This is a genomic window from Vreelandella sp. GE22 (genome assembly GCF_968212445.1).
Genome location: NZ_OZ309110.1, coordinates 536005 through 560934 on the forward strand (window position 1 = coordinate 536005; position 24930 = coordinate 560934).

Annotated in this window: 24 protein-coding genes; 10 read left to right on the plus strand and 14 right to left on the minus strand. The window is 63.0% G+C overall.

Annotated elements, in window-relative coordinates:
- Positions 1 to 89: 89 nt before the first annotated feature.
- The gene (locus ACWHRL_RS02615; RefSeq protein WP_447527727.1) at positions 90 to 755 is read left to right on the plus strand and encodes a fumarylacetoacetate hydrolase family protein; all 666 of its coding nucleotides are present in this window, start codon (positions 90 to 92) and stop codon (positions 753 to 755) included.
- 99 nt (positions 756 to 854) lie between these two features.
- Here the strand turns inward: ACWHRL_RS02615 and speA are convergent, their stop codons facing one another.
- Positions 855 to 2774: a biosynthetic arginine decarboxylase gene (speA, locus tag ACWHRL_RS02620; protein WP_447895118.1), complete on the minus strand. Its 1920-nt coding sequence runs from the start codon at positions 2772 to 2774 to the stop codon at positions 855 to 857.
- Positions 2771 to 3733, minus strand: coding sequence for a homoserine kinase (locus ACWHRL_RS02625; RefSeq protein ID WP_447895119.1), 963 nt, complete (start codon positions 3731 to 3733; stop codon positions 2771 to 2773). The genes speA and ACWHRL_RS02625 overlap by 4 nt, the downstream gene beginning before the upstream one ends.
- 211 nt (positions 3734 to 3944) lie before the next feature.
- Between ACWHRL_RS02625 and polA the strand changes: the two genes are divergently transcribed.
- A complete protein-coding gene (polA, locus tag ACWHRL_RS02630) occupies positions 3945 to 6710 on the plus strand; it encodes a DNA polymerase I (RefSeq protein ID WP_447895120.1) in 2766 nt (921 codons plus the stop codon).
- A gap of 48 nt (positions 6711 to 6758) precedes the next feature.
- On the opposite strand, the gene ACWHRL_RS02635 is transcribed toward polA, so the two are convergent.
- From ACWHRL_RS02635 to dctP, 3 genes are read right to left on the minus strand one after another with little or no spacing between them, the layout of a single operon-like run.
- A complete protein-coding gene (locus tag ACWHRL_RS02635) occupies positions 6759 to 8093 on the minus strand; it encodes a TRAP transporter large permease (RefSeq protein WP_447895121.1) in 1335 nt (444 codons plus the stop codon).
- On the minus strand, positions 8077 to 8592 hold the full coding sequence (locus ACWHRL_RS02640; protein ID WP_447895122.1) for a TRAP transporter small permease subunit: 516 nt from the start codon (positions 8590 to 8592) through the stop codon (positions 8077 to 8079). The genes ACWHRL_RS02635 and ACWHRL_RS02640 overlap by 17 nt, the downstream gene beginning before the upstream one ends.
- Positions 8593 to 8652: 60 nt before the next feature.
- Positions 8653 to 9747 carry a TRAP transporter substrate-binding protein DctP gene (dctP, locus tag ACWHRL_RS02645; protein ID WP_447895123.1) on the minus strand — a complete coding sequence of 365 codons (1095 nt, stop codon included), beginning with the start codon at positions 9745 to 9747 and terminating at the stop codon, positions 8653 to 8655.
- 271 nt (positions 9748 to 10018) lie between these two features.
- Here dctP and ACWHRL_RS02650 point away from each other — a divergent pair, with 271 nt between their 5' ends.
- Positions 10019 to 12205, plus strand: coding sequence for a tRNA(Met) cytidine acetyltransferase TmcA (locus tag ACWHRL_RS02650; RefSeq protein WP_447895124.1), 2187 nt, complete (start codon positions 10019 to 10021; stop codon positions 12203 to 12205).
- Positions 12206 to 12237: 32 nt separating this feature from the next.
- Positions 12238 to 13704, plus strand: a complete 1467-nt coding sequence (locus tag ACWHRL_RS02655; RefSeq protein ID WP_447895125.1) for an aminoacyl-histidine dipeptidase — start codon at positions 12238 to 12240, stop codon at positions 13702 to 13704.
- A gap of 79 nt (positions 13705 to 13783) precedes the next feature.
- Here ACWHRL_RS02655 and ACWHRL_RS02660 read toward each other — a convergent pair whose 3' ends face one another.
- Both ACWHRL_RS02660 and ACWHRL_RS02665 read right to left on the minus strand, forming a co-directional pair.
- Positions 13784 to 14260 carry a Dps family protein gene (locus tag ACWHRL_RS02660; protein ID WP_447527736.1) on the minus strand — a complete coding sequence of 159 codons (477 nt, stop codon included), beginning with the start codon at positions 14258 to 14260 and terminating at the stop codon, positions 13784 to 13786.
- A 185-nt stretch (positions 14261 to 14445) separates the two neighbouring features.
- Positions 14446 to 15591, minus strand: coding sequence for a glycerate kinase (locus ACWHRL_RS02665; protein ID WP_447895126.1), 1146 nt, complete (start codon positions 15589 to 15591; stop codon positions 14446 to 14448).
- Between the two features lie 143 nt (positions 15592 to 15734).
- Between ACWHRL_RS02665 and ACWHRL_RS02670 the strand changes: the two genes are divergently transcribed.
- From ACWHRL_RS02670 to ACWHRL_RS02685, 4 genes are read left to right on the plus strand one after another with little or no spacing between them, the layout of a single operon-like run.
- Complete coding sequence (locus ACWHRL_RS02670; RefSeq protein ID WP_447895127.1) at positions 15735 to 16286, plus strand: hypothetical protein; 552 nt, start codon at positions 15735 to 15737, stop codon at positions 16284 to 16286.
- Positions 16283 to 16657 (plus strand): hypothetical protein, encoded by a 375-nt coding sequence (locus tag ACWHRL_RS02675; protein ID WP_447895128.1) that lies wholly within the window; start codon positions 16283 to 16285, stop codon positions 16655 to 16657. Before ACWHRL_RS02670 ends, ACWHRL_RS02675 begins: the two co-directional genes overlap by 4 nt.
- The gene (locus ACWHRL_RS02680; protein WP_447895129.1) at positions 16654 to 17346 is read left to right on the plus strand and encodes a DUF1007 family protein; all 693 of its coding nucleotides are present in this window, start codon (positions 16654 to 16656) and stop codon (positions 17344 to 17346) included. The genes ACWHRL_RS02675 and ACWHRL_RS02680 overlap by 4 nt, the downstream gene beginning before the upstream one ends.
- Positions 17347 to 17348: 2 nt before the next feature.
- Positions 17349 to 18422, plus strand: coding sequence for a nickel/cobalt transporter (locus ACWHRL_RS02685; RefSeq protein ID WP_447895130.1), 1074 nt, complete (start codon positions 17349 to 17351; stop codon positions 18420 to 18422).
- 1 nt (position 18423) lies between these two features.
- Here the strand turns inward: ACWHRL_RS02685 and ACWHRL_RS02690 are convergent, their stop codons facing one another.
- A complete protein-coding gene (locus ACWHRL_RS02690) occupies positions 18424 to 18843 on the minus strand; it encodes an HIT domain-containing protein (RefSeq protein WP_447527742.1) in 420 nt (139 codons plus the stop codon).
- 174 nt (positions 18844 to 19017) lie between these two features.
- Here ACWHRL_RS02690 and ACWHRL_RS02695 point away from each other — a divergent pair, with 174 nt between their 5' ends.
- Both ACWHRL_RS02695 and ACWHRL_RS02700 read left to right on the plus strand, forming a co-directional pair.
- Positions 19018 to 19149, plus strand: a complete 132-nt coding sequence (locus ACWHRL_RS02695) for an entericidin A/B family lipoprotein (RefSeq protein ID WP_447527743.1) — start codon at positions 19018 to 19020, stop codon at positions 19147 to 19149.
- Between the two features lie 117 nt (positions 19150 to 19266).
- Positions 19267 to 19629, plus strand: a complete 363-nt coding sequence (locus ACWHRL_RS02700; protein WP_447895131.1) for an I78 family peptidase inhibitor — start codon at positions 19267 to 19269, stop codon at positions 19627 to 19629.
- Positions 19630 to 19636: 7 nt separating this feature from the next.
- Here ACWHRL_RS02700 and ACWHRL_RS02705 read toward each other — a convergent pair whose 3' ends face one another.
- From ACWHRL_RS02705 to ACWHRL_RS02730, 6 genes are all read right to left on the minus strand, one after another.
- A complete protein-coding gene (locus tag ACWHRL_RS02705; RefSeq protein ID WP_447895132.1) occupies positions 19637 to 20248 on the minus strand; it encodes a LysE family translocator in 612 nt (203 codons plus the stop codon).
- A 53-nt stretch (positions 20249 to 20301) separates the two neighbouring features.
- Positions 20302 to 21306 (minus strand): ion transporter, encoded by a 1005-nt coding sequence (locus ACWHRL_RS02710; protein WP_447895133.1) that lies wholly within the window; start codon positions 21304 to 21306, stop codon positions 20302 to 20304.
- Positions 21307 to 21338: 32 nt separating this feature from the next.
- Positions 21339 to 21863 carry an acyl-CoA thioesterase gene (locus ACWHRL_RS02715; RefSeq protein ID WP_447895134.1) on the minus strand — a complete coding sequence of 175 codons (525 nt, stop codon included), beginning with the start codon at positions 21861 to 21863 and terminating at the stop codon, positions 21339 to 21341.
- A 71-nt stretch (positions 21864 to 21934) separates the two neighbouring features.
- A complete protein-coding gene (locus ACWHRL_RS02720; RefSeq protein ID WP_447895135.1) occupies positions 21935 to 23245 on the minus strand; it encodes a short-chain fatty acid transporter in 1311 nt (436 codons plus the stop codon).
- An 86-nt stretch (positions 23246 to 23331) separates the two neighbouring features.
- A complete protein-coding gene (locus ACWHRL_RS02725) occupies positions 23332 to 24633 on the minus strand; it encodes an MATE family efflux transporter (protein WP_447895136.1) in 1302 nt (433 codons plus the stop codon).
- Positions 24634 to 24640: 7 nt separating this feature from the next.
- Positions 24641 to 24889, minus strand: coding sequence for a YfhL family 4Fe-4S dicluster ferredoxin (locus ACWHRL_RS02730; RefSeq protein ID WP_447527750.1), 249 nt, complete (start codon positions 24887 to 24889; stop codon positions 24641 to 24643).
- Between the last annotated feature and the right edge of the window lie 41 nt (positions 24890 to 24930).

Genomic DNA, 24930 nt, shown 5'->3' on the forward strand with positions numbered 1-24930 from the left:
AGGGTTGTCGTACAGGTAGTCGGGTGGGGTAGACTAATGCGCCTGTCGTTGAGTATGCGGCACGTATAATGAGAAGGAGAGTACCCGCCATGCGTTTTGTTCCACAGTTTACCGATGGCCAGGAATTTCCCCACGCGCTGGGTAAGGTCGTGTGCGTTGGCCGTAACTACGCCGACCACGCCAAAGAGCTGCAAAATCCGGTTCCGAGCGAGCCGTTGCTGTTTATCAAGCCGGCGACCAGCGTGGTCGATATTACCAAACCGTTGGATCCTCCCTTCTCCCGCGGTGATGTGCACTATGAAGCCGAGCTTGCGCTGCTGATCGGCGAAACGCTGACCCACGCGACCCACGAACAGGCCGAGCGCGCTATTGTCGGCATTGGCCTGGCGATGGATCTAACCCTTCGCGACGTGCAAACCCAACTCAAAGAGAAGGGCCACCCCTGGGAAACCGCCAAGGCCTTTGATGGGGCATGCCCGCTCTCGGCGTTTTTGCCGCTTAGCCGCGTGCCCAACTGGAACGCGCTGACGTTTACGCTCGATATCAACGGCGAGCAGCGCCAGTACGGCGAAGGCGCGGATATGCTGTTTGCGATCCCGACGCTGGTGGCGGAAATGAGCCGCCACTTCACCCTGGAGCCTGGGGATGTGATCTTGACCGGCACGCCGGCGGGTGTCGGCGAGCTGCCCCGGGGCGCGGCGCTCAAACTGACGCTGACCGGCGGGCTCGAGGTGAATACCACCGTCGTCGAATAAAAGCAGGCATTAAAAACGCCGCCGGCCCTTGGGGCCGGCGGCGTTTTTGCGTCTGCGCTACATGTTTGCCGTTCGAGCGTCATTCAAGCTAGAGGCCCATCATTCAAGATAGGTGTAGCCTTCCAGCCCTTCGTTGAGGCTCGCGGCGAAGCTCTCTTGTTCGGCCTCGGAGAAACCACTTCTGGTGAGTTGGTCGAACAGTTTGCGCTTGAGGGCCGCGGCGTCAAAGTTCACGTAGCCCAGCACGTTGGCCACCGTATCGCCGGCTTGCGGGTTGGAGAGCACCCACTCGCCGTTCTGGCCCAGGGCGGCGTCGACGGAGTCGGTGTCGCCGAACAGGTTGTGCAAGTCGCCCAGAATCTCCTGATAGGCGCCCACCAGGAAAAAGCCGAGCCAGCGCTCTTCGTTTTCGGGCCACTCGGGTAGCGGCAGGGTGCTTTCAACGCCCTGGCCGTCCACGTAGCTGTCGATACGCCCGTCGGAGTCGCAGGTAATGTCCTGAATCACTGCGCGGCGGGTGGGCGCCTCGTTCAGCCCGGTCAGTGGCAGCACCGGGAAAATCTGCTCGATCCCCCACACGTCCGGCACCGACTGGAACAGCGAGAAGTTCACGAAAAGCTTGTCGGCGAGTTTCTCGGCCAGCTCGTCCATGATCTCGCGGTGGGCGCGGTTGCGGGTATCCAGCTGGCCGCGCAGGCGCGCGCAGGTCGCCATGTAGAGGCGCTCGCCCTGGGCGCGAGCGTCGATGTTGGAAAGCCCCATTACGAAGCGTTCGTGCAGCTCGCTGACCGCCTGTAGCACGTCGTGCCAGGCTTCCACCAGTACGCGGGGCTCCTGAGCGCTCTCGAGCTGGTCGAAAACGCGCCAAAGCGCTTCCACCTGGGGGTCGTCCTGTTGTTCGCGCGCCGGCGGGGTGTCGTCGATGCGCTCCTCGCCGATCACGTTGGTAATCAGCACCGCGTGGTGGGCGGTCAGCGCCCGGCCGGATTCACTGATTAGGTGCGGGGCGGGCAGGTTCGCCTCCTGGCAAAGCTGGGCGAAGGCGTTGACCACGTTGCGGGCGTACTCGCGCATCGAGTAGTTCACCGAGCAGTCGCTTCTTGAGCGCGTGCCTTCGTAATCGATCCCCAGGCCGCCGCCCACGTCCACCGTATCCACCGGCGCGCCCAGGGCGATCAGGTTCTGGTAGAAGCGGGCGCACTCGCGCAGCCCCCGCTGAATATCGCGAATGTTGGCGATCTGCGAGCCCAGGTGGAAGTGCACCAGCTGCAGGCTTTCCAGAGCATTTTGGCTTCGCAGGGTGTCGACCACCTGCAGAATCTGGCTGGCGGTGAGACCGAACTTGGATTTCTCGCCGCCGGTGTTTTGCCATTTGCCTTTGCCCACCGAGGCGAGTCGGGCGCGCAGGCCGATACGCGGGGTCACCTCGAGCGCGCGGGCCTCTTCGAGAATCATCGAAAGCTCGGAGAGCTTTTCGACCACGAGGTACACCTTGTGACCGAGCTTTTCGCCCAGCAGCGCCAGGCGCACGTACTCACGGTCTTTGTAGCCGTTGCAGACGATCAGCGAAGAGCCGGCATCCGAGAGCGCCATCACGGCGATAAGCTCGGGCTTGCTGCCCGCTTCCAGGCCCACGCGGCCGCTGCCGCGCTCGGCGGTGGCGAGTATTTCCTCCACCACGCGGCGCTGCTGGTTCACCTTGATGGGATACACCGCGGTATAGCCGCCGGCGTAGTCCGCTTCCTGCATGGCACTGTCAAAGGCGCTACACAGCTGCTCGACCCGGTCGTGAAGAATATCGCTAAAGCGCACCAGTACCGGTAGACGAAGCCCGGCGTTTTGCAGCTCCCGGGTCAGCGTACTGAGCGCAAGTGCCGGGCCCTCGGCGTCGCTGCCCAGCGGGCGCACCAGCGCCTGGCCCTGCTCGTTGACGTCGAAATAGCCGCTGCCCCACTGGTCGATGTTCCAGGTGCGGCGCGCGCGCTGGGCGGCGCTTTGGGAGCTTGAAGAGTCACTCATTCATCATTGGCCTCAGGCAGCGGCAAGGCCCCGTGGGCGATGCGTGCCTTCAAGATGGTGCGAAAACGCTCCGGGTCGTGGGGCGTCAAATCGTGGGCCGGCGGGTCGACATAAACGACCAGAAGCCGCGAGAGCCAGTAACGAAGCGCGGTCATGCGCAGCATCGTCGGCCACAGCGCACGCTCTTGCGCGGTGAAGGGCCGCCGCGCCATGTACGCCGATAAAAGGGTGTCGTAACGCTCGGCATTGAGCGTGCCGTCTTCATCGGTTGCCCAGTCGTTGATCACGATGGCGACGTCGAATAAGAGCTCGCCGGTGCAGCCGTTGTAAAGATCGATAATACCGCCAAGCCGGTCGCCCTCGAACAGCGTGTTATCACGAAACAGGTCGCCGTGAAGCGCCCCGGTGGGCAACGCATCCACTTGGCCAAACGCGCTTTGAAAGTCGTCGACCTCGTCTTTCATCAGCGCCTGATCGGCGGGGCTCAAATACGCCAACACCTTGTGGTGTACCGCTTCCAGCCAGTTCAGATCCCGCGGGTTGGGGCGCTGCCCCGGAAAATGTTGGGAGACCACGTGCAATTGGCCCAGCGCCTCGCCCAGCGCCCGGCACTGCGCCAAATTGGGGCTGGCGGGGTGGCGCCCCGGCATACGGGGGAATAAAAGCGCCGGCTTGCCCGCCAGGCTTTGTAGCGCCGTACCGTGATGGTCGTGCACCGGGCCGGGTACCGGAATGCGGTGCTCGTCCAGGTAATCCATCAGGTCGACGAAAAACGGAAGCTCTTCGTGCTCGCCTTGCTCGAAAAGGGTCAATACCAGCTCCCGCTGGTCGGTCGTGACGAAAAACGTCGAATTCTCCGTGCCGCCGGCCACGCCCTCCAGCGCGACCAGCCGGCCCACGTCGAATCGTTCCAGAAAAGTGGCGACCTGCGCGTCGCTAAGCGGGGTGAATACAGCCATCGTTTTCTCGCCCGGGGTTTGGTTGGCTCATTGTAGCGACTCGACTCGCCAGTTGGCAGCGTTATGGTGATTTCCTCGCCGTACCCATTCTGCACCCTGGCCCACGAACGCGTATCATGGCCGCCCACAGCTTGCGTTTTGGCCTATAGTGACCACCATTAACGCTCAAGCGATACCGCTCATTTCACCCGATCTGCAATAGGGACTGGTTATGGCCCGCGCTCCAATCGTGCTCGTCGATGGCTCTTCGTATTTGTACCGCGCCTTTCACGCGCTGCCTCCGCTCAATGCCTCTAACGGCCAGCCCACCGGCGCCGTGAAGGGCGTTTTGAACATGCTCAAGCGGCTCATCAAGGACTACCCCCAAAGCCCCATGGCGGTGGTGTTCGATGCGCCCGGCAAGACTTTTCGCGACGAGATGTACAGCGAGTACAAGGCCCACCGCCCGCCCATGCCGGACGACCTGCGCGGCCAAATCCAGCCGCTGCACGACTGCGTCAAAGCGCTGGGTCTGCCGCTTTTGTGCATCGAAGGTGTGGAGGCGGACGACGTGATCGGCACGCTCGCCTTTCACGCAACACAAGCCGGGCGCGACGCGGTGATCTCCACCGGCGACAAGGATATGGCCCAGCTGGTCAACGGCCACATCACCCTGGTCAACACAATGAAGGACGAAACGCTGGATGTGGCGGGCGTGGAAGACAAGTTCGGCTTGCCGCCGTCCTTGATCATCGATTTTCTCGCGCTGATGGGCGACAAGGTGGATAACATCCCAGGCGTACCCGGGGTGGGCGAGAAAACCGCCATCGGCCTTTTGCAGGGTATGGAAGGCGGGCTCGACACCATTTATGGTGATCTGGATAAGATCAAGACGCTGAGCTTTCGCGGCGCCAAGACGCTGCACAAAAAGCTCGAGGAGCACCGCGACCAGGCCTACCTTTCCTACCAGCTCGCCACTATCAAGACCGACTGTGAGCTGCCGGTGGGCCTCGATGACCTGGACATCGCCCACCCGGACCGGGAAAAGCTCACCGAGCTCTATCAGATGCTGGAGTTCAAGCAGTGGCTGGTGGAGCTGCTCGAGGGCAAGGATGAAGGCGTCGACGACGTGAAAGGCGGCTCGCCTGCCCCGCATGAGGTGAGTGAGGCCGAACCCACCCCCAGCGCGGCGCGGGAAGACCACGTCATCACCGACCAAAAAGAGTTCGATGCGTGGCTCGAGCGGCTCAAAAGCGCCGAGCGGTTCTGTTTCGATCTGGAAACCACCAGCCTTAACTACATGGAGGCGGAGATCGTCGGCGTGGGTCTTTGCCTGCAGGCGGGGGAGGCGGCCTATATACCGTTGGCCCACGACTACCTCGATGCCCCGGCCCAGCTCGACCGGGGTGATGTACTCGCCGCGTTGAAGCCGATTCTGGAAGGTACGCAAACCGTCAAGATCGGCCAGAACCTGAAGTACGATATCTCCGTGCTCGCCAACTACGACATTTCAGTTGCCGGCCCCTTGGCGGACACCATGTTGGCTTCTTATGTACTGAACTCCACCGCCACCCGCCACGACATGGATTCCCTGGCGCTCAAGTACCTCGGCGAGAAAACCATCTCGTTCGAGGAGATCGCCGGCAAGGGCGCCAAGCAGCTCACCTTCAATCAGATCGCACTGGAAGAAGCCGCGCCCTACGCCTGCGAAGACGTGGACATCACCCTGCGCCTGCACGACACCCTGCGCCCGCTGGTCGAAAAAGAGGGCCGCCTGGCCGAGGTGCTCGACCGGCTGGAGCTTCCGCTGATCAAGGTGATTTCGCGCATCGAGCGCAACGGCGTGGCCATCGATGACGAGCGCCTTCACACGCAAAGCCAGCAGCTCGACACGCGCATTCGCGAGCTCGAGCAAAAGGCGTTCGAGCTTGCCGGTCGGGAGTTCAACCTGGGCTCGCCCAAGCAGCTCGGCGAGATCCTGTTCGATGAGCAAAAAATCCCGGTGCTCAAGAAAACCCCGAAGGGCGCCCCGTCTACGGCGGAAGCCGTGCTCGAGGAGCTGGCGCTGGACTACCCGCTGCCCAAGGTGATCATGGAGCACCGCGGGCTTTCCAAGCTCAAATCCACCTACACGGATAAGCTTCCACGCTTGATCAACAAGCAGAGCAAGCGGGTGCATACCAGCTACCACCAAGCGGTGACCGCCACCGGGCGGCTATCGTCCTCCGACCCGAACCTGCAGAACATTCCCATTCGCACTGAAGAGGGGCGCAAGATTCGCCAGGCGTTCGTCGCCCGGCCCGGCTACAAGATCGTCGCCGCCGACTACTCACAGATCGAGCTGCGCATCATGGCGCATCTCTCCGAGGACAAGGGCCTTCTGGAAGCGTTCGCCGAAAACCGGGATATCCACACCGCCACCGCCGCGGAGGTCTTCGGCACGGCGCTTGATAAAGTCAGCAATGAGCAGCGCCGCAGCGCCAAGGCGATCAACTTCGGGCTGATCTACGGCATGAGTGCCTGGGGGCTGGGTAAGCAGCTACACATCGAGCGCAATCAGGCGCAGACCTACATCGACCGCTATTTCGACCGCTACCCGGGCGTGGCGCGCTATATGGAGCGCATTCGCACCCAGGCCGGTGAAGACGGCTTCGTCGAGACCGTACTGGGGCGGCGCCTGTACCTGCCAGAGATCCACTCGCAAAACCGCAACCGCCGCCAGGGCGCCGAGCGCACCGCGATCAACGCCCCCATGCAGGGTACCGCGGCGGACATCATCAAGCAGGCGATGATCGACGTCGACGCCTGGCTCGCCGAGGGTGAATTCGACGCGCTGATGGTCATGCAGGTACACGATGAGCTGGTGTTCGAGGTGAAGGAGGCCCAGGTAGAGTCGTTCATCCAACAGGTGCAAAAACGCATGCAAGGCGCGGCGGAATTGAAAGTACCGCTGATCGTCGAGGCCGAAACCGGCGACAACTGGGACGAGGCGCACTAGCCACTGACCCCGAATTACCGCCGCCTATCCTGGGCGGCGGTACGTAGCTCAATAACCGATCATTACGCTCGGCAGCCCCGTCACCAGCACCGGGAAGAACGCCATCAGCAGGCAGGCGATTAGAATCAGCGCGCAGAAGGGAATCACCGCCTTGTAGAGATCGACGATCTCCACCCCGGGCGGGGCGACGCCTTTAAGATAAAACAGCGCGTAGCCGAAAGGCGGTGTTAAAAACGAGGTTTGTAGCACCACGGCGACCATCACCACGAACCAGAGCGGATCGATCCCCATTTGCTGGATGATCGGCAGCATGATGGGAAAGCTCAGCAGCACGATGCCGGTCCAGTCCAGAAACATGCCCAGCACGAACACCAGCAAAAACATCATGATCAGCGCCCCGGTCGTGCCGCCGGGCATCGCCAGCAGCAAGTCCTGTATCACCTGCATGCCGCCGCCCCGGGAGAACACGCCGGTAAAGGCGGTGGCGCCCACCAGCACCAGCATCACCATGGTGGTGGTCTTGCCCGCGTCGATCAGCGTGCGATAGCAAGTCGAGAGCTTGCGATCGCCGAAGATCAAAAACAGCAGAAAGGCGATGAAGACACCAATCGCCGAGGCTTCCGTGGCCGTCGCAATACCGGTAAAAAGCGCCCCGAGCACGCCCAGAATCAGCGCCATGGGCGGCACCACGTACTTGCCGAGCATCTTGAGAAGTTCGGGCGTGCTGACCTCGTCGCGCTCCTCCTTCGGCACAGGCGGGCCGTAAGAGGGTTTGAAGTGGCAAACGAGCAACACATAGAGCGCGTACATCACGCCGAGCATCACGCCGGGCACCATAGCGCCGGCGAAAAGCGCACCGACCGAGACAGGCGAGTAGCTCGCCATCAGAATCAGCATGATGCTCGGCGGTATCAAAATCCCCAGGCAGCCGCTGGCCATGATGACGCCTGCGCTGAGTTCCTTGTTGTAGCCGTATTTCAGCATCGGCACCAGTGCGATCATGCCCATCACCGCAATCGAGGCGCCGACGATGCCGGTGGTCGCCGCCAGCAATATCGAGACGATCACCACGGTTAGCGCAAGCCCCCCGCGCAGGTTGGCTAGAAGCAGCCGCATGGCGTCGAACATGCGCTCGGTGACGCCGGAGTCGTTGAGAAACCGCGCCATGAGCACGAACAGCGGAATGGCCACCAGCACGTAGTTGTCCATGGCGTTGCCGAAGATGTTATTGATCAGCGTGCCCAACACCCGCTCACCGGGGCCCAGAAAGGCGCCGATCACCGCGACTCCGCCCAGCACGAAGGCCAGCGGGTGGCCCATGAAGAGCCCAACCAACAGCCCGCCGAACATCGAAAGCGCCAACAGTTCAGGACTCAGGTTCATAGCGCCTCTCCTCACGCAGGGCGATGAAAGCGCGCAGCACGATGGCGATGGCCTGCAGCAGTATCAGTACGGCGGCCACCACGATCACGCCCTTGATGGGGTAGACGGGAATGGCCACCATGCCGTAGGTCGTCTCACCGCGACTGAAAGAGCGCTCGAAAAACAGCCAGCCGTATTTCAACAGCATCCAGATGAATGGCACGAAGAAGATCGCATAGCCCAGAAGGGTCAGCACCGCTTGGCGCTTTAGCGAGAGCAGGCGCTTGAGTACGTCTACTTCGACGTGGGCGTGGTGTTTCAAGCCGTAAGCGGCCATCAGCATGAAGTGGGCGCCGAACAGCATCTTGGTGACGTCGAACGCCCAGTCGCTGGGCCGGCCCAGGAAAAAGCGCGAGGCGATATCATAAAGAACGATCAAGGTAATCACGGCAATCAGCGGCGCGATAAGCCGTCCGAAGACCTCGTTCACCGCATCGATCGCCTTGGCAATGGCGTGCATAATGATTCTCCGCAATCAGCTCGAAAGCCGCCCCGGGCGGGGCGGCGAATACGGCTTGTCTTATAGACAGGCTTCGATCTCTGAAAGCGACGGCAGGCTCTCCATGGTCCGGCTCATGTTGAACGGCGCGGACACATCGCGCCAGGTGGCGTAGTCCTCCAGATAGCTCACCATCGACTGGTAGACCTTGGCGTGGTCCGGGTTCTCGCAGGCGCCCTGAACGATCACCTCGTTGGTGACCTCCTGAATGCGCGCCAGGTCCTCCTCGGAGAACTGATTGATGGTCACGCCGTCTTCGATGAACTGGCGGGTCGCCTCGTTGGACGCGCGTTCGGACCAGGCCAGCGACCAGGCCATGGTGGCGTCGGCGGCGATGCGCAGCTTTTCCTGGGTCGTCTCATCGAGCGCGTTCCAGGCCTCCATGTTGATCATCACGCCGAACACACTCGCGGACTGGTGCCAGCCAGGCGTTGCCCAGTTGTCCGCCACCTCGGAAAAGCCCGCCTTGTAGTCCACCCCGGGGGTGGAGAACTCGCCGGCGTCGATCACGCCGCGCTCGATGGCCTGGTACACCTCGCCGCCGGCCAGGGTCACCTGGGAGCCGCCCAAGCGTTCGAGCACGCGCCCCTGGTCGCGGCCGGAAAGTCGCAGGCGCTTACCTTCAAGGTCCGCGATGCTCGCGATCGGCGTGCGGCCCATGAAACCGGATTCGTTGTTGGTGATGCCGTAGGGCAGGTACATCATGTTGAACTGGCCGTAGATCTCCTCGTAGAGCTCACGCCCGCCCCACTGCTGAATCCAGTTCAGGTAATCGACGCCGTTGAACAGGCTCGTAGTGGTGGCAAGCGGTGAAAACGCCGGGTTGAGCCCTGCCCAGTAGCCCGGCCAGTCGCCGGCGGCCTCGATGCTGCCGGTTTCGGTGGCATCGAACACCTCGGTGCCGGGCATCAGGGTGCCGCCGGCGCGAAAATTGATTTGTAGTTCCTCGCCGGCAAGCCTATTGACCAGCTCCACCCAATGGCGGTCGATCTGAATCAGGTCCAGGTTGTCCGGCCAGGTGGAGGTCATGGTCCACTGCTCCTGGGCCTGGGCGGTGGAGGCGAAGAGCACGCCGGTGGCAAGCGCGCTTAGGGCGAAACGAGAGATCGTCGTCATGATGAGTTTCCTTAGCGTGTGATGTTGTTGGTATTGGTAAACGGTCAGGAAAACCAACGCAGCCTTACGTATACGTCAACTTGGGTGCGCTACAGCGATAAGCTAGCATACTCCCCGGGCCCGCGCGCCATAGCCGTTGGTGGTAGACGCTCAAAGCCGGTCTTGCCGCGTTGAAAGTGTATTCCCGGGGCAGGCGTCGCGTTAGGACTTACGTTGCAGAACCGGTTACGCCGGCGCTTAACGACCCAGACCCACCTGTTCAGGAACTTCCATGATAGAGCGCTCCGCTAATGCTTCGGCCCCCTTTTCCAAGCGCTGCGCCCAGGTCGTGGCCGCCCACGCCACACGCCTGAAGCGCCGCCGCTGGCGCCAGCTGGTGTGGCTTCACGGCGAGACTAGCGCGTGCCGAGAAGCGGCGCTGGCGCTCTGGCAGGCCCACGCTTGGCACGCGCCGCTTTGGGTGGCAAGCCCGGAAGACGCCCCGGTCGCGGCGCTATCCAACAAAAAAGCGCGCAGCCGGCTGGGGGGCGAGCACCAGCTGGTGGTGATTGACGCAAGCGGAGCTCAGGGCTTCGACCCGGACGCGCTCGGCGTGCTGGCGGGCACGTTAACCGTGGGCGGGCTTTGCGTGCTGATTACCCCGTCGGACTGGGGCCGCGCGCCGGACCCGGACTACGCCCGCTTTACCGACCACCCCTGGCATTGGCAGGGGCTGAGCGCCTACTACCTTCAGCGACTGGCGGGCATTTTGACGGCCTCTGCTGATGTCGTCCGCTGGCCGGTAGCGCTCCGGCCCTGGCTGCCCCGGCTTGGCCCGGTACCACCCGCCCCGCACTATGTGGAAGACCCGGCCTGCCAAACCCCGGACCAGGCGCGGGTGGCTTCTCTCATTACCCGCTTGAAGCGCCGCCGACCGCTGGTGATTACCGCCGACCGCGGCCGGGGCAAGAGCGCGGCGCTGGGCATCGCCTGCGCGCGGCTGCTGCAAAGCGGCGTAAACGACATCGTCGTTACCGCGCCGTCGCTTGGTGCTATCGTCAGCCTCACCGAGCGGCTCGGCGCGCTCTGCCCCGCGGGGCGCTGGCAAGGGCCTGCGCACTTCGAACTACCTGGCGGGCAAACGGTGCGCTACTTGACGCCCCAGGCACTCGGCGAGCAGGTAAGCGACGGTGTGCTTGGCGGCGATGGCTGCTACCTGCTCGTGGATGAAGCGGCGGCGATCCCCGCCGGGCTGCTGGCCCAGTGGCTCGAGGCGTTTCCGCGCATTGCGTTTGCCACCACCGTGCACGGCTACGAAGGTTCCGGGCGCGGCTTTGCGCTGCGCTTTCGCGAGGTGCTCGAGCGCCAAACCCCGCTCTGGCGCGAGGTGCGCCTGGATGCGCCGGTGCGCTGGGCCGCCCAGGACCCGCTGGAAGCGGTGCTGAAAAAACTGCTGCTGCTGGACGCGCCGCTTCCCAGGCTCCAGCGTGGCGCCCCTGACGCGACCCAGGCGCTCACCCAGCCAATGCTTTCCCGCGACCCGGTGCTGATGGAAACCCTCTTCGGGTTGCTGGTTCAGTCGCACTACCGCACCACGCCCAATGATTTACGTCAGCTAATGGACGGCCCGGGCACCGGCTTTCGTATGATGGGCGAGGGCGCCGCGCCCCAGGCCGTACTGGTGACCCGGGAAGAAGGGGGCTTCGAGGCCGAGCTCGCCGACCAGGTCGCCCGGGGCGAGCGTCGCCCGCGCGGGCACCTGCTCGCGCAGTCGCTGGCCGCCCACAGCGGCAGCCGCGGCGCACTCATCGCCCGCTGGCGCCGGGTCGCGCGTATTGCCACTCACCCGCAGCGCCGGCGTGAGGGGTTGGGTCGGGCGTTGATCGAGGCGGATATCGCGGCCGCGCGGGAAAGCGGCCTGGCACTTTATGGGGCGACCTTCGGTGCCGAGGCCTCACTTTTACGCTTTTGGCGGGCGCTGGGGTTCAAACCGGTGCGGCTGGGCGTTACCCGCGAAGTCTCCACCGGCGAGTACGCGGTGATGGTGGCGCGCGCGCTCAACCCGGAAGGCGAAGCGGTGCTAAAGGAGCTCGACGCCTCCTTTAGCGCGGGTCTTGAAAGTCTGCTCGCGTTTGAGCTACCAAAGCTCGCCCCGGATGTCGTGGTGCTACTGCTCGGTGCGCTAAAGCCTGCGTCTTTGAATGCGCAGCAGCGCCAGGACGTGCGGGACGTGGCCTACGCCCACCGCGACCCGGCGCTGGCCCGGCCCGCACTTGCGTTGCTGGCGCGTTTGGCAAGCGCCGAGCAAGCAAAGCCGGGCGCGCCTTCGGATGCAACCCACGCCCTCGAAACCCTGACCGCGTGGGCGTTTCAAAACCGCCTGCCCGCCCCCGCGCCGCGGGAGGCGAACCGGGCGCTTCGGGCGGCGGTTCGGTGTCTGGCCGAGTGGGCTCTTTTCCCCGACGAGCGGGAGCGGTAGAGTAGGACGGTTATGAATCACAAAGAGCTATCATGAACGCACATCTGGACTCGCTTGAACCTACGCTGGTATGGCGCCACTTCCGTACGCTGTGTAATACGCCCAGACCCTCCGGTTTCGAGGCCGCACTGGTCGAAAAGCTCGAAGCCTGGGCGGCGGGGCTTGGCTTGACGTCCGATCGCGACAGCTTCGGTAATCTGCGTATCAAAAAGCCGGCAAGCCAGGGCTTTGAAAGCGCCCCCGGCGTGATCCTTCAGGGCCACCTGGACATGGTCGCCCAGGCCAACGCCGACACCCCGCACGATTTCACTAAAGACCCGATCAGCACCTACGTCGAAAGCGGCTGGCTACACGCCGATGGCACCACCCTGGGGGCGGATAACGGGCTTGGTGTGGCGGCGATTCTGGCGCTGCTCGAAGACGACACCCTGACCCACGGCCCGCTGGAGGCGCTGTTCACGCTGGAGGAAGAGAGCTCCATGGGTGGCGCGCTGAACCTGGACGAGAACTGGCTCGAAGGCTCGCTGCTTTTGAACCTGGACAGCGAAGAGCGCGGCGAAGCGTATATCGGCTGCGCCGGCGGCGCGGACGTGCTGGTGGATGCCAAGCTGCCCGGCAGCGCCCTGCGCGAAGAGGAAGCGGTGATCGAGCTTTCGCTGACCGGGCTTAAAGGTGGCCACTCGGGGATAGACATTCACAAGCCGCTGGGCAACGCCAACCGCTTGCTGGTGCGCGCGCTGCGGGCGCTGGATATTCTCGATGCGCGGCTGATCGACTACCGCGGCGGCACGCTGCGAAACGCGATCCCCCGCGAGGCGTTTGCCACTGTAGCATTGCCCGCCGATGAGCTGGACGCCGCACTTGGTAAGGTGGAAAAGCTCGCAGACATTCTGAAAGCGGAGCTGGGTAGCGGTGACCCTGGCCTTTCGCTAAAGGCCAAACAGGTCGAAGGCGATAGCGCTAAAGAGCCGCTGACCCGCGATGCCAGCGCCATGCTGGTGGCCGCGCTTTACGCCGCCCCCTGTGGGGTAGAACGCATGAGCGCGGACGTTCAGGGCGTGGTCGAGACCTCGAACAACCTGGGCGTACTCAGCCTGGAAGATGGGCGGCTGCATCTTTGTGCGCTGGTGCGCTCGCTGCACGACAGCGCTACAACGGCGCTGGCGGATCGCTTCAGTGCGCTGTTCGGGCTCATGGGCGCGCGTGTCCGGGTGGAAAACGGCTACCCCGGCTGGGCGCCCAACCCCCAGAGTGAACTGCTGGCCACGTTCAAGGAGCGCCACCAGGCGCTGTTGGGCGTCGAGCCCGCGGTGAAGGTCATTCACGCAGGCCTCGAGTGCGGCATCCTGGGTAGCAAGTACCCGCATTTGGACATGATCTCGTTTGGACCGCTGATTCGCGGCGCCCACTCGCCGGACGAGCGGGTCGAACTCGCCTCCGTCGAGGAATTCTGGAAAATGCTGCGCGCCTTTACCGAGGCGTTGGCTGAAAAGCGCTAACTACTTCGGTGTTCCAGAAGTGCTGGTGGTACTCACAAAAACGGCGCCTACAGGCGCCGTTTTTGTGATGCGGTGCGGGTTACTTGCTCAAATAAGCGTTTAACATCCACACGGTTTTTTCCTGCTCGCGGATGTAGTCGCCGGCCTGGGCGGCGGTGCCTTCATCGTCGGCATCGGAGGCCAGGGCCAGCACTTCGCGCTGCAGGGCAATCAGCGTCTGGTAGCCGTCCAGCACGCCTTTAACGCAGGCCTGGCCATCGTGTACGTCCTTGTCTTCCTCCAGGCGCGAAAGCTTGGCGTAGTCGCTGTAAGCGTGGACCGGCTTGTGGCCCAGCGTCAGAATACGCTCGGCGACTTCGTCTACTTTGGTGAGCAGGTCGGTGTAGAGCTCCTCGAACTTCTCGTGAAGCTGGAAAAAGTCGCTGCCCTTGACGTTCCAGTGGTAGCCGCGCACGTTCATGTAGAAGATCTGGTAGTTGGCGAGCAGATGATTAAGCTTCTCGGCCAGCTGGCTTGCACTACCTTCGTGTAGACCAATGCTGTTGAACTCGGACATAAAGACTCCTTTCTGTAAAACCGTACTGTGAAACCGTTCCTGGGCGCTCGGCCCTTCGTGGCGCTTACCTTCTTGGAACTTAGAGTAGCGAAGGCCAGTGGCGCGATAAAACGGGTTTTGTGTATCGCGGTCATAGCGTGGCGATATCACCGCCGCCTCTACCCTGTTAAGTGCAGGCGGCCAGGCTATTTTTCAACCGCCGGGGCGCCGCAGTAGAGCCGGGTGATACTTTCGCAGCGCGCGCTCAAAAGCTCGGCGGTGCGCGCCAGCGCCTCCTCTAACGTCATGGGGCCGTCGGCCAGGGCGAAGGCCGCCGTCACACCCTCCTCGAGGCACGCCTGCCAGCCTTCACCCAGGCTGCCCGCTAGCACCACCACCGGTTTGCCGTACGGCCGGGCGGCCCGGGCTACGCCAATCGGCGTTTTGCCCGCCAGGCTCTGGCCGTCCAGGCGGCCTTCGCCGGTGATCACCCAATCCGCGTCTTCGATCAGCGCGGACAGGTTCGCCTGGGCCATGATGATCTCGATACCCGGCTTCAGGTTGGCCTTCAAAAAGCTCGCCGCGGCAAAGCCCATGCCGCCCGCGGCCCCGGCGCCGGGAAGCGCCCGATGGTCGTCCCCCAGCGCCGCCGCGCTAACGTCGGCGAAGCGCTCGAGCGCTTTATCCAGGCTGGCCACATCCGCCTCAGTGGCGCCTTTTTGCGGGCCGAAAACGGCGCTTGCCCCGCGGCTGCCTAAAAGCGGGTTATCCACGTCTACTGCCGCCTCGACACTGAGCGCTTCAAGGCGCGGGTCGAGCCCGGACAGATCCAGGGTGTCGAGCGAGGCGAGCGCGGCGCCGCCCGGCGCCAGCGTTTTCCCGCTGGCATCTTTAAGGACCGCCCCCAGCGCCTGGAGCATCCCTGCGCCTGCATCGTTGGTGGCGCTACCGCCCAGCAGTAGCAAAGCTTTTTCGGCGCCGGCGTCCAGGGCGGCGCGAAAAAGCTCGCCCACGCCAAACGTGCTGGTGTGCAGGGCGCGGCGCTCCTGGGGGGTCAAGTGCTGCAAGCCACTGGCTTCGGCCAGTTCTATAAATGCGGTGCGCTCGCCAGCGAGCCAGCCCCAGCTGGCCAGGCGGGGTCGGCCCAGGGCGTCGTGTACCTCGATTTGGCAGCGGCTGGCATTCGTGGCGGCAATCAGTGCGTCGAGGCTTCCTTCACCGCCGTCGGCGAGCGGGCAAGCGTGCACGGTCGCCGAGGGGCACGCCTTGCGGACGCCTTTTGCCATGGCCTGGGCGGCCTTTTCGGCACTCAGCGCATCCTTGAAGCTATCGGGGCAGAGCACAACCTTCATGACGCAGCCTCCATAAAACCTTATGATGAATTGTTTGTCTTGGAAGAGAAATTAAGGCCTGAGCTTAACGTGGCACTAGGTTGGGTACCAGGGCTTGCGTTATCAACCCTACAAGAGCCGGTTTGAACGCCGAGGGAGCACCCATGAAGTCACTACCGATCGGGGTCGTCTGTTTAATGGCGCTGGCAGGCTGTCAGACCGTGCCGGATCAGCTGCCCCGCGCCGAACCGGCACCGGCGCCGGCGTGCTACTTTCCAACCCAGGGCGCCGACGCGCAGGATCTCGTGATCCAGAGCGTGGCGCTTCTGGAAAACTGGGACTTCGAGCTCGATACGACGGATACCACCCTTGGCCTGGTGAGCGCTAGCAAGGAGCGGGAGCTGGTGGGCTATTACGACGCCTACGATGGCTACCGTTACGGCTCCGGCGTGCGCCTGTTTGGCGGCCTGGGGATCGGCCGCGGCTCCTCGGTCGGCCTTGGGGTGGGCACCGGTATCGGTATCGGTCAGCAGCCCATCGAAAGCGAGCGGGTGAGCGTGCTGGTCCACAACGACCACGTGCGTATATCCCGTGATATTCGCCGCTTCGATCATGTGCGCGATGTACGCGAATCGCGCACCGCCAGCAACGACGACTTCTGCCGGCGCTTTCAGTCGGCGCTGCCCGCCTTCGAGCGCTCCGGGAGCCGCTTATGATGCTTTTTCGCCGTGCTTTCGCAGCGCCCGCCCTGATGTTCTGCGCCCTGGCGCTTGCCGGGTGCGCCACTACCCAGCCGGTCGACCCGCGCGAGCTTCGCTTTAACGCCGCGCCGGAGCGCACCTTCCGCGAGGCGGTGGATTTGATGGTGGCCCAGGGCTACGTGATCCGCCACGCCGATTTGGCCTTGGGGCGGGCGGAAGGCGCGTTGGCTCGCTGGCCGGAGTATCGCCTGATGCTGCAGGTCGAACCGCTAGGGACCGCAAGCCAGGTACGTGTTTCTGCACTGCGCGGCGCCACACCCTTGGCGCCGTACCTGCTCGACCCCTGGCTTGTCGAGCTGCAGCAGCGGCTGGGAGAAGCCCCTTGAGCATTTTGCACCGACTGGGCGGCTGGGCGACACGCCCGGCGAGGCTTGGCGCCCTGGCCTTTACGCTGAGCGTGCTTGCCAGCCCCGGCGCCCAGGCGCACCCCCACGGGTGGATCGACCTGAGCGTGAACGTTTTGACCGACGAGCAGGGCCGGGCCACGGCGCTCAGCCAGACCTGGCGGATGGACCCGTTCTATAGCCTGATCGTGTTCGACGAGCTCTCTCGGGTGGAGGATGCAAGTTTCGAGGAGGGGCTGGATCAGTTGGGCCAGGACATACGCGATAATCTCGAAGCCCAGGGGTACTTCACCGAGCTTTGGGTCGATGGCGAACCTCAGGCGCTTGGCGAGGTTAGCGAGTACACCACCCTCAAGCGCAACGAGCGGCTGGTGTACATGTTCACGCTGCCCCTGGCGGAGCCGGTGGCGCTCGACGGCGCGCTGCTCGAGTATCAGATTTTCGATCCGACCTATTACATCGAAGTGGTCCATGAGGAGCAAAACGGCGCCCCCGCAGAAAGCGCGCTCGCGCTCGCCGGTGAGCTTTCCTGCGATTTGAGCGTAACCCCCGCCGACCCGGACCCGGAGCTTGTGCTACAGGCCGCGTTGCTGGACAAGGGCGAGCAGGGCGAGCCCGATCTGGGACGCTTTTTTGCTGAAACCGGCCACGTTAACTGCACCGAGTCGTAGCCATGCGTGATGTCACCTTCAAAAGCCCCGCCGTACAAAAGCCCTCTTCGAAGAAAAAAATCCTCGGCGCGGCGGTGTTGGCCGTCTGCCTGGCGCTGGCAGCCTACGCAGCGTACGGCTGGTTTCAGGGCGCGAGCCTGCAGGTGCTTGCCTGGCAGCGCGGTCTGCACCGCTCGCTCACCCTGGCGGTCACCGAGCTTGCTCGTACGCCTTCGCCCTCGGCGTGGTTTACGCTCTTGAGCGTAAGCTTCGGCTATGGCGTGTTCCACGCCGCGGGCCCGGGCCACGGCAAGGCGGTGTTGGCCACCTATCTCGCCTCCCACGGCGGGGCGACCCGTCGGGCACTAGGGCTCTCCTTCGCCGCATCGCTTTTGCAAGGCGTCACCGCCATCGCGATGGTGGGGGTGCTGGTGTTGGGGTTTGGCTTCGTGACCCGTCAGGCGATGGGCAGCGTGGTCTGGGTCGAGCAGGCAAGCTTTGCGCTGGTGGCGCTTTTGGGCTTATGGCTGTGCGTTCGGGCACTCCGCCAACTGCGCCACGCCTATCAAGCGCCACCGCGCGCGACGTTTGCGCCAGTCGCGGCCTCGCCCTTGAGCCTAAGACCGTCTTCGACACCTGATCCGGCGCATCACCACCACCACCACTGCTGTGGCGGGGCGCATCATATCGAACCCGACCAGGCGCTCGATTGGCGCACCGCGCTGATGACCGTGGGCGCGATCGGCATGCGCCCGTGTTCCGGAGCGGTGCTTTTGCTGGGCGCTGCGGGGCTTTTAGGGCAGTTTTACGTGGGCGTGACGGCGGTCGTTGCGATGTCCGTCGGCACCGGGATGACGGTATCGGCGTTGGCCTTGGCAAGCGTTTTCGCTCGCGGCTGGGCCACGCGGCGGCTCAAGCGTCAGTCGCGCCAAAGCGTGCTGGAAAAAACCGCGGCCTGGGCGGCCTTTGCAGGGGGCGCGGTGATTATCCTGCTGGGGGTGTCGCTTTCGGTTGCCGGGTTTAACCAGCCGGCGAGCTCGCCGCTTTTTAGCGAACCCGCCTCGCGCAGCGCCGCGCCCTTTGGCGCCTCGCCCTGATTTAGAAGGTGAGCTTGTCCATATGCGCCAAAATCAGCTCGCGGCGCTCGCTTTGCTGGGTTGGGGTGTAGGGCACGGCTTCACCCCTGCCCCATACCGGGGCTGGCCAGCTTTCATCGCTTTCAAAGCGCACTACCAGGTGAACGTGCAGTTGGCTTACCACGTTGCCAAGCGTTGCGATATTGAGCTTGTCGCCCTTGAACGCACTATTCATCGCTTTGCCCAGCGCCGTCGCTTCCTGCCAAAGCCGGGTTTGGTCCTCGGCGCTTAGCTCGAAGACTTCACAGGCGCTCTCGTAGCGCGGCACCAGAATCACCCAAGGGTAGCGGGCATCGTTCATTAACAGGGCGCGGCAAAGCGGCAGGTCGGCCAACGCCAGGGTATCGGCGGCCAGGCGAGGGTCTAGCGTAAAGGTGCTCATGGGCGGGCTCCAGGTTCAAATGTTGACGACTAGCATGGCAACTGCTATCTAATTCGGGTGAGCGGCGGTGCGTTAAACGGGCACGATGGCCCAAACGCTGTTACGCTAACACAATGCCTGCGTTACCTATTAAAGCGAAGGCTTCCCCGGCCCATAAATGTTAAGGAGAACACGATGAAAAAACTAATCGCGATGAGCTTCATTCTACTGGTTAGCGCCGCCACTCTGGCAGGCTGCAACACCATGTCAGGTGCAGGCCAGGACGTTCAAGCGGGCGGCCAGGCCGTACAAGACGCCGCCGAATAAGATCGAGCGGGGTTCGAAAAGCAGGCGAGATACTCTCTCGCCTGCTTTTTTATGTCAGGCCGTTGTGCAACTCGAACGCCGCGGCCCGTTCACCACGCACTCACAAGGATAAGTGGCATGTTAAGCGTTAATCGATTGTGCAAAACCGGTTCCGCCGCGCTGGCGCTGGCGGTACTTCTCAGTGGCTGCGCGACCAGCACCGGCGTCGCCCAGGCGCCCACAAGCCCGGACGTTAGCGCGCCGCCGCCGCCGCGGGTAAGCGAAACCGCCCCTAGGGGCGAGTGCGACATTGCCAGACTCGACCAGGTAACGGGCGAGCAGTTAACCGATGCGCGCACCCGCGAACTGCAGGCCGAAAGCGGCGCGAGCGACGTTCGCGTGCTCACGCCGGACAGCTCGGCCACGATGGATCATCGTCCGGACCGGCTCAACATTGAAGTCGATGAGGCCGGGCGTATCAGCGCGTTTCGCTGCGGTTAATGAGCGCCTAGCGCAAAATCAGCACCACACAGGCGGCGGTTAGAACCCCCATGGTGATATTGAACGCCCGCCAGGCGCCGTCGCTTTTGATAAAGCGCCCGATGGCCACGCCAAAGACCGCCCACAACAGCAAGCAGGGCATGGCCACGAACTCGGCAAAGCCCACCAGTATTACCGCATTAATCAACGTGGAGCCGCTGTCGGGCAGAAATCCGGCAATCAGCGCAAGCCCCAGTACCCAGGCCTTGGGATTGGCCAGTTGAAACAGCGCCGCCTGCCAAAACGTCAGCGGCGCTCCTTTGGTGCGCGTGTCCGTTAAATCCGGCGGGGGCGCCGTGGCAATTTTGAAAGCCAGGTAGAGCAGGTAGGCGCTCCCCACCCAGCGCAGTGTGATCTGCAAAATCGGAAAACGCTCGAAGAGTACGCCCAGGCCCAGTGCAATGGCCACATAAAGGGCGAAGCATCCTCCCAGAATTCCCCCCATATGGGGCACGGTTCGGCGAACGCCGAAGTTCGCCCCGGAGGCCGTCAGCATCAAGTTGTTCGGCCCCGGCGTCAGGGTCATCGACACAATGAAAACCGCCACCGGCCCTAGTAGTAAAAGTAGTTCGCTGTTCATCTCTTCGGGCCTTGTCGTGTGAAGCGCTTAGCGGGTAGTTCGAATGTGCTCGTTTAGTCGTAGCGGTCTTTCCAGCGCTGACGGCGCACCTGCTCCTTGAGCATTTCCAGCATGTCGTAGAGCACCTGCTCGGTGACGTAGGCGCTGGTTTCGTCCACGGTAAGCCAGCTCTCAAACCCGCTTTCGGCGGTGCGCTCGACGAGCTGACGGAAATCCGACGAGTGAATGCCGAGGGCCAGCTCGTCGACCAGCCGCTGGGCCACGCCGCTTAACGAGGCCTGCATGGCGCTGGAGGCGGCTTCGCCCATCGGCAGACGGTTGAGCCGCTGAATCTCCGGGCTTTCGTTGAGCGTGCGGGTGATCAAACCATCGATGGAGCTCATGATCGACGCGCGGTTTTGCTCGTAGGCCTTGCCCACGGTCGATTCCAGCCGCTGGGAGATCTCGTGAATCAGCTCGGCCTTGCGGGGCATGATCACCCGGTCCACCAGCCGCTCGGTGAGCGAATCCGCCGCCAAAATCTGCTGCTGTACGTTGCCCATCAGGCGCAGCGCGATACGATCGGAAAGCTCTTCGAGCAGGATGTCGTAGTACTTGGCCACGAACTGAAAGCTCGACCAGTTGCGCACGTTGATCAAACCCAGCCGGTGCAGGCGGTTGATCAGCGACAAAAGCCTGAGCGCGCGCAGCCAGCGAAAGCCCGCCAGCGGAATGCAGCCGAGCACGTCGTACCAGTGGATGAACGGGTAGAAAAACCAGCGGTGGTAGCGCCGCTCGACGACGGCGGCGATCCAACCCAGCAGCACGTCGATCACGAATATCGTGACGAACACCAGGTCGATGGCGAAAAACCGGCTATGGATGGTGCGCTGGTAAGCGTCGTGAAAGCCGGGGGCGGTACTTTCCAGGCCCTGGCGAAACCAGTCCAGCAAAAAAAGCGAGTCGAACAGCAGCAGCGCCAGGTTGACGATCACCACGGCCAGAATGAAAAAATCCCAGCCGATGTGCGCGTACTCCACGGCTTTGGGTAGTTGGGGGTGGCGCTCTCTGGCCAGCATGAAGACTCCTTTCAGTAGTGGTCAAAAACGGGCTAGGACTCGTCGCTTAGGTGTTGCTGGGCGAGCCTTTCTTCCTGCTCGGCCTGTTTTCGCAGCTTTTTACGCAGTGCCGCCTTCTCGAAGCGCAGCTTCTGAAGCGGCGTATCGAGCGAAAGTGGGGGCACTGTGGCGGGCTGGCCCTGGGGGTCGACCGCCACCATGGTCAGGTAGCAGCTATTGGTGTGGCGGATCAGCTTTTCGCGGATATCTTCCGCCACCACCTTCACGCCGATCTCCATCGAGGAACGGCCCACGTGGTTGACGGTGGCCAAAAACGTCACCAGTTCGCCGACCAGGATGGGCTGCTTGAAAAGCACCTGGTCGACGGAGAGCGTGACGACGTAGTGGCCGGAGTAGCGGCTGGCGCAGGCGTAGGCCACCTCGTCGAGCTTTTTGAGAATAGCACCGCCGTGTACCTTGCCGCTGAAATTGGCCATGTCCGGCGTCATTAGCACCGTCATGGAAAGCTCGCGCTGACCGGGCAGGGCCGTGGCGTCGGCGCGTTGGGTATCCGTCATACAAAAGCCTTCTTTAAAATCTGAAAAGCGCGTACCCGTTCGACTGTGGGCCGCGCATCGAACGGAGCGGGTTAAAACCACACCAGCCCAATGGAGATGATCGCGCCGGTTAAAAATAGCTGAACCAGGCAAAAGCCCATAATGTCCTTGGCTTTGAGCCCGGCAATGGCGAGTACCGGCAGCGCCCAGAACGGCTGCAGCAGGTTCGTCCAGGCATCGCCCCAGGCGACCGCCATGGCGACCCGGGCAACGTCCGCGCCCAGTGCCTCGGCGGCGGGCAGCATGACCGGCGCCTGCACCGCCCACTGCCCGCCTCCGGAGGGCACGAAAATGTTCACGATACCGGCGCTGATAAACGACCAGAACGGCAGCGAGGTGGCACTGGCAAACGACACCAGCCACTCCGACAGGCTCTGGGCCAGCCCCGACTCCACCATGATCGCCATGATGCCGGCGTAGAACGGAAACTGGATGACGATCCCCGCGCCGCCCTTGATCGCCTCGTTCAGGCTGGTGAGCAAGTTACGCGGCGTGCGGTGCAGCACGATCGCCAAAAACAGAAACAGGAAATTGACCACGTTCAGGTTGAGGCCGCCGTCGCGTAGCAGAAAATGATCCAGCAAAAACAGTAGGCCAGGCACGCCCATCAGCAGGGCAAGCCAGGTGCTGTTTTCGAGTTTCTCGGCGGGGCGGGTGGTGCGCGCGGTCGTTTCCGGCTCGTCGTCCAAAAGCGCCGGGTCCACGTACACGCTCTCCTGGTCGGCGGGCAGCATCAGCCGGTTGATCAGCGGAATCGCGATGAACAGGCACACGACGATGGCCAGGTTGAAGAGGGCGAAAATGGTCGAACCGGTGCCGATCACGCCGATCTGCTCAAAGGAGAAGTGGCCTTCGGTGGCGATGGTCAGCGGAATCGACCCCGCCAGGCCCCCGTGCCATACCACGAAGCCCGAGTAGGCGCTGGCCACCAGCAGCCGGTAATCGACCTTGATCAGTCGGGCGAGCTCCTTGGCGAACAAAGCGCCGACCACCAGCCCGAAGCCCCAGTTGATCCAGCTGGCCGCAAGCGATACCAGCGTGACCAGGATGATGGCGCCGCCCGGGCTTTTGACGGTGCCCGCCAGACGCTGAAGCAGGCGTTTGACCGGCGGTGAGCTCGCCAGCATGAAGCCGGTCACCAGCACCAAAAGCATCTGCATGGAGAACGTCAAAAGCCCCCAGAAGCCGTCGCCCCACATGCGCAGCACGGCAAGCGGGGTTTGGCGCTCTACGGCGATGGCCGCGACGCAGGTGATCAAGGTGAGCAGCAAAACGAAGATATAGGGGTCGGGCAAATAGCGCTCGACCAGCTTGACCGCGGGTCTGGAGATAAACCTTAGCATGGGAGGCTCGCTTTATTCGTTATTGGGAACGCGTGCTCAATATACGAGCCCGGGGTGGTTTTTTCATCCCCACCAATGGATCAATGTTAGGCGTCGGCGCTTCGCCAGCGCGTTTGGCGGTAGTGCACGTAGTAGCCGATCAGCACCGCCGAGCGGGTGAGCATGAACAGCGTGAAGGCAAGCCATAGCCCGTGGTTGCCAAGCCCCTGACAAAGCCACCAGGCGGGCAGGTAGACCAACAGGCCGATAAATATACTGTTGCGCATCTCGCGCACCGCCGTGGTGCCGATGAACACGCCGTCGAGCAGGTAGCTCCACACCGCAATCAACGGCATGACGACCATCCAGGGCAGATACACGGCAGCGGCGGCGCGCACTTCGCCAAGGCCGGTCAACAGCGCAATGATCGCATTACCAAACAGCGCAAAGGCAAGTGCTGCCAATGCGGCAGTGTAGAACGAAAAGCGCGCCGCCGCGCCCACCGTGGCGCTAAACTGCGTCCAGTCGCGCTTGCCGAAGGCCCGGCCCACCAGCGATTCAGCGGCGTGGGCGAAGCCGTCCAGGGCGTAGCTCGTCATCATGATGAACTGCAAAAGCACGGCGTTGGCCGCCAGGACCGTATCGCCCTGGCGGGCGCCCTGGGCGGTAAAAAACGCCGTGGCGAACAAAAGCCCAAGCGTACGCACGAACAGATGCGCGTTAACGCTAAAAAGCGCCTTGTAGGCGTGAAGCGTTAAAAGGCGCGCGCGATCGAAGGCGCCTTTTAAAAGGCGTAGTTGGCGCAGTACCAGCCAGCTACCGAAGGCCAGCGCGCTGTAGTCGGCGATGACGCTAGCGAGCGCCACTCCGTTGCTGGTCATGCCCAGCCCGACCACGAAATAGAGATCGAGCACAATGTTCACGCTGTTGGTCAGCACCAGCATCATCAGCGTGACGCGCGCATTTTGCTGGCCCAAAAACCAGCCCAGCAGCGTGTAGTTGGCGAGCACCGCCGGCGCCGACCAAAGCCGGATCTCGGCGTACTCCCGGGCCAGCGCCTGAGCGTCCTCGCTGCCATCCAAAAGCCAAAGCCCTAAATCGATCAAGGGCGCGCCCAGCAGCAGCAGGAGGGCGCCAATAAAAAACGCCAGTAAAAGCGACTGGCCGAGCAGGGTTTTGACCTCAGAGGGGTTTTCGCGGCCGATGGCCTGGGCGACGAGCCCCGTGGTGCCCATGCGCAGAAAGCCAAAGCCCCAATAAAGGAAACTAAAAAGTGTCGCGCCCAAGGTTACCGCGGCCAGATAGCGCGAGTCCGGCAGATGGCCGACCACGGCGGTATCCACCAGCCCCAAAAGCGGGACGGTGAGGTTGGAAAGGATGATGGGCCAGGCAAGCGCCCAGATGCGCACGGGCGGCTTAGGCGGCGGTGATGATGTGATACTTCTTCAAAAGCTGCTCTTTGGATTCCGGGCGTTCGGGGTCGAGCGGAATGCAATCCACGGGGCAGACCTGCTGGCACTGGGGCTCGTCGAAATGGCCCACGCACTCGGTGCAAAGGCCAGGGTCGATCACGTAGATCTCGTCACCTGGTGAAATCGCATCGTTGGGGCACTCCGGTTCGCAGACGTCGCAGTTGATGCATTCGTCGGTAATCATCAGGGCCATGGCTATTACCTCTTGAATGGCGAATTCCCTGGCGCGCTTGC

What these genes read in the sequence shown, in the direction of transcription:
- ACWHRL_RS02685 (WP_447895130.1), top strand. Translation starts at nt 17,349, where the DNA reads ATGCGTGATGTCACCTTCAAAAGCCCCGCCGTACAAAAGCCCTCTTCG.
- ACWHRL_RS02695 (WP_447527743.1), top strand. Translation starts at nt 19,018, where the DNA reads ATGAAAAAACTAATCGCGATGAGCTTCATTCTACTGGTTAGCGCCGCC.
- ACWHRL_RS02705 (WP_447895132.1), bottom strand. Translation starts at nt 20,248, where the DNA reads ATGAACAGCGAACTACTTTTACTACTAGGGCCGGTGGCGGTTTTCATT.
- ACWHRL_RS02635 (WP_447895121.1), bottom strand. Translation starts at nt 8,093, where the DNA reads ATGAACCTGAGTCCTGAACTGTTGGCGCTTTCGATGTTCGGCGGGCTG.
- ACWHRL_RS02615 (WP_447527727.1), top strand. Translation starts at nt 90, where the DNA reads ATGCGTTTTGTTCCACAGTTTACCGATGGCCAGGAATTTCCCCACGCG.
- ACWHRL_RS02675 (WP_447895128.1), top strand. Translation starts at nt 16,283, where the DNA reads ATGATGCTTTTTCGCCGTGCTTTCGCAGCGCCCGCCCTGATGTTCTGC.
- ACWHRL_RS02660 (WP_447527736.1), bottom strand. Translation starts at nt 14,260, where the DNA reads ATGTCCGAGTTCAACAGCATTGGTCTACACGAAGGTAGTGCAAGCCAG.
- ACWHRL_RS02710 (WP_447895133.1), bottom strand. Translation starts at nt 21,306, where the DNA reads ATGCTGGCCAGAGAGCGCCACCCCCAACTACCCAAAGCCGTGGAGTAC.
- ACWHRL_RS02720 (WP_447895135.1), bottom strand. Translation starts at nt 23,245, where the DNA reads ATGCTAAGGTTTATCTCCAGACCCGCGGTCAAGCTGGTCGAGCGCTAT.
- ACWHRL_RS02700 (WP_447895131.1), top strand. Translation starts at nt 19,267, where the DNA reads ATGTTAAGCGTTAATCGATTGTGCAAAACCGGTTCCGCCGCGCTGGCG.
- ACWHRL_RS02690 (WP_447527742.1), bottom strand. Translation starts at nt 18,843, where the DNA reads ATGAGCACCTTTACGCTAGACCCTCGCCTGGCCGCCGATACCCTGGCG.
- ACWHRL_RS02715 (WP_447895134.1), bottom strand. Translation starts at nt 21,863, where the DNA reads ATGACGGATACCCAACGCGCCGACGCCACGGCCCTGCCCGGTCAGCGC.
- ACWHRL_RS02655 (WP_447895125.1), top strand. Translation starts at nt 12,238, where the DNA reads ATGAACGCACATCTGGACTCGCTTGAACCTACGCTGGTATGGCGCCAC.
- ACWHRL_RS02730 (WP_447527750.1), bottom strand. Translation starts at nt 24,889, where the DNA reads ATGGCCCTGATGATTACCGACGAATGCATCAACTGCGACGTCTGCGAA.
- ACWHRL_RS02650 (WP_447895124.1), top strand. Translation starts at nt 10,019, where the DNA reads ATGATAGAGCGCTCCGCTAATGCTTCGGCCCCCTTTTCCAAGCGCTGC.
- ACWHRL_RS02670 (WP_447895127.1), top strand. Translation starts at nt 15,735, where the DNA reads ATGAAGTCACTACCGATCGGGGTCGTCTGTTTAATGGCGCTGGCAGGC.
- polA (WP_447895120.1), top strand. Translation starts at nt 3,945, where the DNA reads ATGGCCCGCGCTCCAATCGTGCTCGTCGATGGCTCTTCGTATTTGTAC.
- ACWHRL_RS02640 (WP_447895122.1), bottom strand. Translation starts at nt 8,592, where the DNA reads ATGCACGCCATTGCCAAGGCGATCGATGCGGTGAACGAGGTCTTCGGA.
- ACWHRL_RS02625 (WP_447895119.1), bottom strand. Translation starts at nt 3,733, where the DNA reads ATGGCTGTATTCACCCCGCTTAGCGACGCGCAGGTCGCCACTTTTCTG.
- speA (WP_447895118.1), bottom strand. Translation starts at nt 2,774, where the DNA reads ATGAGTGACTCTTCAAGCTCCCAAAGCGCCGCCCAGCGCGCGCGCCGC.
- dctP (WP_447895123.1), bottom strand. Translation starts at nt 9,747, where the DNA reads ATGACGACGATCTCTCGTTTCGCCCTAAGCGCGCTTGCCACCGGCGTG.
- ACWHRL_RS02665 (WP_447895126.1), bottom strand. Translation starts at nt 15,591, where the DNA reads ATGAAGGTTGTGCTCTGCCCCGATAGCTTCAAGGATGCGCTGAGTGCC.